Source organism: Streptomyces sp. (assembly GCF_019510245.1).
Taxonomy (GTDB): Bacteria; Actinomycetota; Actinomycetes; order Streptomycetales; family Streptomycetaceae; genus Streptomyces.
The window spans coordinates 25,393-33,737 of the sequence record NZ_JAEKKT010000196.1 but is presented as its reverse complement, the minus strand read 5'-3'; the positions used below and the strand labels follow the sequence as shown (position 1 = coordinate 33,737).

The 8,345-nt window shown below is 71.8% G+C and carries 9 protein-coding genes; 3 read left to right on the top strand and 6 right to left on the bottom strand.

The window, feature by feature from the left end:
• Positions 1 to 238 (bottom strand): carbonic anhydrase (locus tag JF597_RS39715; RefSeq protein ID WP_294008301.1); only part of this gene is annotated, 238 nt, incomplete at its 3' end.
• A gap of 740 nt (positions 239 to 978) precedes the next feature.
• Between JF597_RS39715 and JF597_RS39710 the strand changes: the two genes are divergently transcribed.
• Positions 979 to 2,253 carry a cytochrome P450 gene (locus tag JF597_RS39710; protein ID WP_294008298.1) on the top strand — a complete coding sequence of 425 codons (1,275 nt, stop codon included), beginning with the start codon at positions 979 to 981 and terminating at the stop codon, positions 2,251 to 2,253.
• 41 nt (positions 2,254 to 2,294) lie between these two features.
• Here the strand turns inward: JF597_RS39710 and JF597_RS39705 are convergent, their stop codons facing one another.
• The 4 genes from JF597_RS39705 to JF597_RS39690 form a co-directional block, all read right to left on the bottom strand.
• Positions 2,295 to 2,852 carry a GNAT family protein gene (locus JF597_RS39705; protein WP_294008296.1) on the bottom strand — a complete coding sequence of 186 codons (558 nt, stop codon included), beginning with the start codon at positions 2,850 to 2,852 and terminating at the stop codon, positions 2,295 to 2,297.
• Positions 2,853 to 2,978: 126 nt separating this feature from the next.
• The gene (locus tag JF597_RS39700; RefSeq protein ID WP_294008294.1) at positions 2,979 to 3,473 is read right to left on the bottom strand and encodes a hypothetical protein; all 495 of its coding nucleotides are present in this window, start codon (positions 3,471 to 3,473) and stop codon (positions 2,979 to 2,981) included.
• 189 nt (positions 3,474 to 3,662) lie between these two features.
• Positions 3,663 to 4,154 (bottom strand): DoxX family protein, encoded by a 492-nt coding sequence (locus tag JF597_RS39695; RefSeq protein WP_366916512.1) that lies wholly within the window; start codon positions 4,152 to 4,154, stop codon positions 3,663 to 3,665.
• 664 nt (positions 4,155 to 4,818) lie between these two features.
• Entirely contained in the window at positions 4,819 to 5,901 is a 1,083-nt protein-coding gene (locus JF597_RS39690; protein ID WP_294008292.1) for a Ku protein, read from the bottom strand.
• A 51-nt stretch (positions 5,902 to 5,952) separates the two neighbouring features.
• On the opposite strand from JF597_RS39690, the gene ligD reads away from it, so the two are divergent.
• Positions 5,953 to 6,834 (top strand): non-homologous end-joining DNA ligase, encoded by an 882-nt coding sequence (ligD, locus tag JF597_RS39685; RefSeq protein WP_294008290.1) that lies wholly within the window; start codon positions 5,953 to 5,955, stop codon positions 6,832 to 6,834.
• Positions 6,835 to 6,859: 25 nt separating this feature from the next.
• Here ligD and JF597_RS39680 read toward each other — a convergent pair whose 3' ends face one another.
• Entirely contained in the window at positions 6,860 to 7,663 is an 804-nt protein-coding gene (locus JF597_RS39680; RefSeq protein WP_294008288.1) for a nuclease-related domain-containing protein, read from the bottom strand.
• Between the two features lie 101 nt (positions 7,664 to 7,764).
• Between JF597_RS39680 and JF597_RS39675 the strand changes: the two genes are divergently transcribed.
• On the top strand, positions 7,765 to 8,271 hold the full coding sequence (locus JF597_RS39675) for a protein phosphatase (RefSeq protein WP_294008286.1): 507 nt from the start codon (positions 7,765 to 7,767) through the stop codon (positions 8,269 to 8,271).
• The last annotated feature ends 74 nt before the right edge of the window (positions 8,272 to 8,345 follow it).

Below are 8,345 nucleotides of genomic sequence, written 5' to 3'. Positions count from 1 at the left end.
GGACGACCTTCGAGAGCATCTCCAGCGTCCGGAGTGTCGCGGGCGTGACCCTTCCTCCGACGTTGCGGATCACCGCCGCCTCACCGAGTTCGAGCCCGAGCACGTGGGACGGGTCGACCCGGGGGTCGACGCATCCGATGACCGTGAGGCTTCCGCCGGGCATGAGCCCCAGGCCGGCGAATGACCCGCCGTCGGCGAACCTGGCGTTCCGCCTGGTCAGCTCGTCCGTGTCGATCACTGTGACGCCCCTTGCCGCGCTGAGCCCGGATCCCGGTGACGCCGACGGCGACCTCCGGTTGCCGCCCATCCTGGACCGCCGCCCCCTCCCATGCCACTCGGCCTTGCGGCACACGGTGGGCATAGAGGTCGATGCCCTGCGTGACGCGGTCCGGCGGCCCGGATCGGCTCCCACCCGATCCCCCGTCGCGGTGACCTGGCACTTCCGGCTCGGAGACGCCGACGCAGGCGGCCGGTGGCAGAAATGCGCTCTACATACTAGATGCCCGATATGCGAGGATGTGAGATGTGTGGTTTTCGGTGCTGAAGACAGCTGAGAGGAGTGCACCATGATCGCCAAGCTACTCGCCAAACTGTCCTTCACCCGCCACTACGGTGCGTACGGCTCCCACGAGTGGGACGCCTACGCCGGCGACTAGGACCACCGCACAGCTGGCGGGCGCCTCCGGGCACCCGCCAGTTCCCCGGCTCGGGGGTACCCACCAGTTCCCAGGCTCTGGGACACCCGCCGATTCCCAGGCTCGGGGGTACCCGCCGATTCCCAGGCTCGGGGGTACCCGCCGGTTTCCTACGTTCGGGGCACCCGCCAGTTCCCAGCCCGCCCCGCTGCCGGCGCCATCGGCCTGGACACGTACGAGAGCCAGGGACGATCTCATGGGCCGAACGAATGAGCCGTCACGTGAACCGTCACGTGAGCCGTCGCGTGAGCCGTCACGTGATCCGTCGCGTCAGCCGCCTCGGTTGCCCGGGGGCAGCTTCGCGGCCTGGAGCCGCGACCGGCTGGCGTTGGCGCGTCGCGGTGCCGAAGAGTGCGGGGACGTCTGGCAGTTGGAGCCGGGTGTCTACGTGGCCGCCGCGGCCGGGCCGTGCGAAGCGGTCCTGCGGCGCGCACAGGACTTCCCCAAGGCGCCCTCGCCCCTCTTCCCGCCGTTGAAGCGGTCGAGCGGAGCACCGACACCCGAGGAGCGGGCGTACGCGCACGCCGCCCGCATGCGCGGACTGCGAGCGCAGGCGGTTGCGGCCCGGATCGGCGAGATCGCACCCCGGACCGCCCGGTTCGCCGACCAGTTGCCCACGGGCCAGGACGTCGAGATCCTGCCCCTGGTCCGGCATGCGCTGGCGGAGATCGGTGTGAGTTACCTCTTCTCGGAGGACGCCCCCGCGCTGCTTCCCTACGCCTCTGGGCTCTTCCTGGCCCGGGAGGTGCTCGTACGCCCTTCGCGTTGGGTGTGGCCGCGCTGGATCCCCACACCGGCACGACGGTTCCGTACCCGGCAGCAGGTCGCCTTCACCGAGGCCCTGCGGCCCGTGGTCCGCCGGCGTCGTTCGTCGGGACGGCTCGGTGACGACATGCTGGGGCAGATGCTCCAGCCCTCCCCCCACTACGGCCTGCTGCCGGAAGAGGCCGTCCTCGACACTCTCCCGGGAATCACGGTCGCCACCTTCGAGACCCCGTCCCGGGCGGCCGGATGGATCCTGCTCCACCTGGCCCGGCACCCGCAGGAAGCGGGCCGCGTCGCTGCCGAGGCCGCCTCGCTGCCCGCGGACCCGGCCGCGACGACCAGCGCCCACCTCGGTGGCCTGCCGTACACCCAAGCACTGGTGAGTGAGGTGCTCCGGCTGTACCCGCCGAGCTGGCTGCTGACCCGCCGCGCCCCACGACAAACCCAGCTCGCCGACTACACCATCGACGCCGGGTCCACCGTGCTCGTCTGCCCCTACACCGCCCACCGTGACGCACGGGAATTCTCCGATCCGGACCGGTTCCGGCCCGAGCGCTGGCTCGACGACTCGGGCTCGTCGGCGAAACCGGGGGTCTTCCTCTCCTTCGGTACCGGGCCGCACGGCTGCGAGGGAGCTGCTCTGGCCATGGCGATGCTGACGCTCCTGACTGCGCAGACCGCCCGCCGCCACCACCTCAGCGAGCCGCCCGGACCGCAACCCAGCCACCAGGTCGCGACCCTCGAAGGTCTCGCGACCGTCGGTCTGCGGCTGCGCGCCACCCCGCGCGGCTGAGGGCGGTCACGCTTGCGGTGGCAGGCCTCCCGGCGGTCGGATCATGGTCGGCTCGTCGTGTGCCGCTGGTCGAACTCGTCGGCGAGCATGCCCATCATGACGAGGTCGCGGTGCCGGCCGGCGAGGAACACGTGTTCCCGCAGGCGCCCCTCCTCGGTGAAGCCGAGTCGGCGGAAGAGTGCCAGCGATGCCTCGTTGTGGGCGAAGACCGCTGCCAGGCACTTGTGATAGCGCCGCTCGGCGAACATGAAGCGCATCAGCAGAGCTACGGCTTCCGCCGCGTAGCCGTTGCGCCGGTGATCGGCGCCGATCGTGACATCGCACTCGAACCAGCCTGAACGACGGCCGGTGCGATGCGAGCCGACGGTGCCGACCAGCTCTCCCGTCGCCGTCGCCTCGACGGCCAACCGGAAGCGGTCGTCCTCGCACCTGGCGACGGCCTGTTCCTTCGCCCAGGCACGGTAGCTCTCGGCGGACCGCGGCAGCTCGGGCCGGCTCCCCCGCCGCCCGTCGTCGTCGGCGAAGCGCATGAACGCCGTCCAGTCGTCGGGCTCGACAGCGCGCAGGCGTACCCGGTCACCGGTCCAGGACGATGCCATGCCTTATTTGATCACGCTGCTGTGCGCGCGAGGCCGAGAGGCACGCCACCCGAAGACCGATCGATCAGGGCTGCGACCCAAGGCTGCGCTCACCGTTGAGCTTGCCGGCTCCGGATCAGCCGCCGGCTACGCCGGAGGCGCGTAGGGGTTCCCGTGGGACGCCGGCGGGCCGCCCCACCACACCCCTGGCGGCGGGACGGGAACCCAGTCCGGGCCGCGGTGGTCCAGCCACCATCTGCCGATGGTGTGGAACTTCTCCTCGAAGCCGCGGTCCCAGCTGAGGAATCCGGTCGTCGGCGCCCGCAGGCGGGTTCGGCGGCCGCCCGCCTCGTAGATCACGACGGTCCGGCTTCCGAGGAGCGACTCGATCTGGACGGCCTGGACGTCCGACCACGGGATGGTCCGACGGCGCAGGTTGTGCGCGACGGCCTCCGACGGCGTGAGAGTGACGCCGAACGAGCGTGAGGCGATCAGCACCAGGGGCAGCAGGACCCCCCATATGAGCAGTCCCGGGACGAGTCCGGGACCAGCCGGTTCACCGTCCAGCCAGAACAGGATCTGGGAGGGCAGGGCGACAGCGAATCCGGGCAGTACGGGCAGCAGGCGCTGGCTGCGCGTCAACCGGTAGCGGATGCGTTTCTGGGGTACAGCTGCAACCTGCGTCCGCTCCACCGGTCCCCGTCCCCTCATCACACCGTGCAGCCCGCGCCGGCCTGTCGAAGCGCCGGGACAGCATGGCGGACCAGGGGCGCGCTGTCCACGTACATGCCTGCTCCTGGGCGGCCCGTGAGGTCGGGGCCCGGAGGGGGGTCAGACGCTCAGCGCGATCGCGGCGCCGATGCCGCCCAGGCCGAGCGCGGCGGCGGCCGGGAGCCAGCCGCCCGAACCCCAGGGGAAGAAGCGGTCGAGGGACAGCCGGCCCGGGCCGATGGCGGTGAGGGCGAGGGCGACGACGCAGATGGAGACGCTGTACTCGACTCCGCCGTTCTGGATCCACAGGCCGTGGGCGCCGCTCACGGTCACCATGGCGTTGATCATCACGCCGACCACGGCCGCGGCCGCGAGCGCGGTGAGCAGGCCGGCCGCCAGGCCGAGGCCTCCGCAGAGTTCGGAGAGACCCCCGATCACGGCGAAGACCTTGCCCGGGTGGTAGCCGAGGGCGTCGAAGCCCCTGCCGGTGGCCGCCAGGCCCGGCCCCCCGAAGAGGCCGAACAGCTTCTGCGCGCCGTGTCCGGCCAGCAGCAGTCCGAAGGTCAGCCTGATCAGCAGCAGTCCGCACTCCGCGGCGGACAGCCCGGTCAGCGCACCGGCGGCGCGCGTCCCACCCTGCGGGCCCGAGGTGCTCCCGGCCGCCGTATCGGCGGGCCGGCCAGCCTGCGCGGGGGCGCGCAGCTGGGTGAGGGACAGGGCGTGGGTTCGGCCGAGGGGGTGGAAATGCAGTGCACGCATGACAACGCCTTCACGAGCGGGGACAACCTGTCTGCCCGCCGTGGAGCGGGCCTCCCCCCGTCCTCCAGCATCGCGCCACGCCTGCAACATATATACTAAATTGTCAGGGTATGTGCTATTGCGAGTGGTGATAACCGGTCGGTCGACGGGCTCATGGCCACACACCCGGCGGGCATCACGCCGATCGGCGACCGATGCGGGCCGACGCGGGCCGAGACACGGGCCGAGACACGGGCCGACGGGGCCTGGTGGGGGTTGGTCGCACATCCTCCCCCAGCCGTCCGCCGGGGTACCCCCAGCGCCCCTGAAGAGCGCTCCAGCCGGCGCCTCTTCTCAGCCGCGGGCAGCCGTGCCGCAGGAGCGGCGCGCATGGGCGCGGGCGGCACCGCCCGACAAGCGTCGGCCAGGACATGGCGCGGGGGCCGAGCGGCGCCACGCATGAGCGCGGTGACCACCTGTCAGGGAACCGAGCGCGTACCGGTCGCGACGCGGGCCCGTGGCCCGCGATACCGCGTTTTCACGCGGAGCGTCTGCGCGACGAAGCCGTCTTCTTGGCAGCCGCCTTCTTCGCCGGTGCCTTCTTGGCCGCGGACTTGGCGGCCGCGGACTTGGCGGCCGTGGACTTCGTTGCCGCCGCCTTCTTCGACGCCGCCCTGCCGTCCTCCGCCCTGCCGTCCGCCGTCTTCTTCGCCGCCGTCTTCTTCGTCGTGGACCGCTTCGCCGAGGACCGCTTCGCGGTGGACTGCTTCGCCATCGTCCGCTTGGTGCCGGACGCGGACTTCTTGCCCTGCAGCGAGGTGACCTCCGCCTCCTCGGCCCCCTCCCCTCTCGACTCCTTCGCCGCCCGCACGCTCTTCTCCAGGGCCGCCATCAGGTCGAGGACCTTGCCGCCCGTCGCCGGTTCGGGGGCCTCCGGCGGGGTCTCGCCGGCCGCCTTCGCGGCGATGACCTCCTCCAGCGCCTCCCGGTACTCGTCGTGCAGGTCCTCCAGGTCGACCTCGCCGAGGGTGTCCATCAGGGCGTCCGCGAGGTCGAGCTCCTTGTCGCGGACGGTGACTCCGACGTCGGGGGCGACCCCCTCGGGCGCGCGGACCTCGTCCGGCCAGAGCAGGCCGTGCATGGCGATGGCATCGTCGACCACCCGGAGCATGCCGAGGCGCTCGCGGCCGCGCAGCGCGTACTTGGTGATGGCCACCTTGTTGCTGCGTTTGAGGGCTTCGCGGAGCAGGGTGTACGGCTTCGCGGCCGGGGCACCGGAGGCCGCCAGGTAGTACGCCGCGTCCATCTGGAGCGGGTCGATGCGGTCGGCCGGGACGAAGGCGACGATCTCGATCGTGCGGGCGGTGGGGATGGGCAGGTGGGACAGGTCCTCGTCGGTGATCGGGACGATCGTGCCGTCGGCGTCCTCGTACCCCTTGCCGATCTCCGACTGGGTGACCTCACGGTCCTCCAGCTCGCAGAACTTGCGGTAGCGGATGCGGCCGTTGTCCTCGGCGTGGACCTGACGGAAGGAGATCGAATGACTCTCCGTGGCGTTCACCAGCTTGATCGGGATGCTGACGAGCCCGAAGGAGATCGCGCCGTTCCAGATGGATCGCACGTGCGGTTTCCCTCCGTCCGAATGTGAGGGTTTATATGAGATTGTCATCCTATGACGCCGATCACAGAGGTGGACGGGCGAAGGGTCGTGCTCAGCAACCTGGAGAAGGTGCTGTATCCGGCGACCGGGTTCACCAAGGGCGAGCTGCTGCACTACTACGCGACGGCGTCCGGGGTCCTGCTGCCGCACCTGCGGGACCGGCCGGTGTCCTTCCTGCGCTATCCGGACGGTCCCGACGGCCAGGTCTTCTTCGCCAAGAACGTGCCGCCGGGTACGCCCGACTGGGTCACGACCGCCGAGGTGCGCCGGTCGGAGGGGGCGGCCCGGATGGTGCTGGTGCAGGACCTCGCGAGCCTGATGTGGGCGGCGAACCTGGTCACCGAGTTCCACACGCACCAGTGGCTGGTGGGCAATCAGGACGAGGCCGACCGGATCGTCCTCGACCTGGACCCCGGTGCGCCGGCGACGGTGGTGCAGTGCTGCGAGGTCGCGCTGTGGCTGCGGGAGCGGCTGGCGGCGGACGGGATCGAGGCGTACGCCAAGACGGCCGGGTCGAAGGGGCTGCATCTGCTGGCGGCGGTGCGCGGGGCGTCCAGCGAGCGGGTGAGCGAGTACGCGAAGGGGCTGGCGGTGGAGGCCGAGCGGGCGATGCCCAGGCTGGTGGTGCACCGGATGACGCGGAGTCTGCGGCCGGGGAAGGTGTTCGTGGACTGGAGCCAGAACGCGGGGCGGAAGACGACGGCCACGCCGTACACGGTGCGGGCGCGGCGGGAGCCGACGGTGTCGGCGCCGGTCACGTGGGAGGAGGTCGCGCAGTGCCGGGCGGCGGACCGGCTGGTGTTCCGGGCGGGGGACATCGCGCCGCGCGTCCAGGACCACGGGGACCTGCTGGCTCCGCTGCTGGACGCGGGGCGCGCGGCGACGCTGCCCTGAAGGCCTCCGGTGGAGCTACACCGCCCTACACCCTCCCCCAGGTGTTCCGGTCCCGCGCCATCGCGTGCAGGGCCTCCACGTCCGCCGGCTTGAGGACGCCGCCCAGGCGGGACAGGGTGTCCAGGTCCCGGTCGCGGAGGATGTGGACCTCGCGCGGCGGGGCGGTCAGCGTGACGTCCGCCGGTTCGGTCAGGGCCAGGACCGGGCGGACCTCGGCCGTGAGGGCGTACGAGGCCCGGTCGGCGTCCGCCCGCAGTCGGCGCAGGAGCGGCTGGGGCTCACGCCGGCCCAGTGCGATCATCGGGTCGGCGACCAGGACCTTCTGCCTGCGGGCGTAGAGGGAGTGCACGCAGAACAGGCCGCCCGGCCCGATCAGCAGGTGGTGCAGGCGGTCGCCGCCGGGCAGCGGGACGGAGTGCAGGGCGTGCCAGCCGGCGCCGTCCAGGCGGTCCAGGGCGTCGCCGACGGTCTGCTCCGCGGTCAGGGCGCGGCGGCGCGGGTCGGGGCGCAGGCGGTGGGCCGGGCCGGGGTCCCGGTCGAGGGCGACCAGCAGAGCCTCGCCGGGGCGGTTGGGCGCCAGGTCGTCGTCGGGATGCAGGCTCAGCCGGGCCAGCTCGGCGGGGGTGGGCACGGGCGGCGGGCCGATCGTGACCGGGCCGGTCAGGAACGGCCTCAGGGTCTCCAGTACATCGTCCCGCCGCTCCTCGCTGAGCAGGTTGACCCGGCCCGCCTCACGGTCGTACCAGGCGATGTTCCGTCCGTCCGTGAGACATACGTACAGTCGCTCCTGGCCGTGCCGCCAGGCCGGCACGACGCGCAGTCCGCTCATTGCGTCATCACCCCTCGACCATGGGAACAGGCGGGGTGCTCCAGGGGCAAGAACCCCGCTACCTTTGACAGGGGTTGGCGCGCGCAGCGGGGAGGCGCCGGGTGCGGATCCGTGGGGAGCAGTACGACGTGCCGGCTCCGGACAGTCCTTGGAGCGAGGTGCTGCCCGGGTTGTGGATGGGCGGTCACGAGTTCCGGGCGCGTTCGGGGCGGCTGGAGGCTGCCGTGGTGCGGGACGAGTTCGATCTGGTGCAGAGCCTGCTGAGGGTGCCCGGGCACGGTCCGGCCGACGGGGTCGAGCACCATGTGTGGCCGATACCGGACGGGCCGCTGGACGGCACCCAGCTCGCCGGGGTGATGCGGCTCGCGCGGGCGGCCAGCGAGGCGCTGGACGCGGGGCGGTCGGTGCTGGTGCGCTGCTACAGCGGGTACAACCGGTCGGGGCTCGTGGTCGCGCAGGCGCTGGTGCACCAGGGGCGTACGGCCGAGGAGGCGATCCGGCTGGTACGGGCCCGGCGCTCGCCCTGGGCGCTGCACAACGAGCTGTTCGTGGCCTACCTGAGGGCCGGCCTGTCCACCGCCCGTCTCCTGGAAGAGCTCGCCGAGTAGCCTCTCCGGTGCACCGGCGGCCCCAGGTGCAAAAAGGACTTCCTTACAAATCTGCGAATAAGGTGTACGGGGCC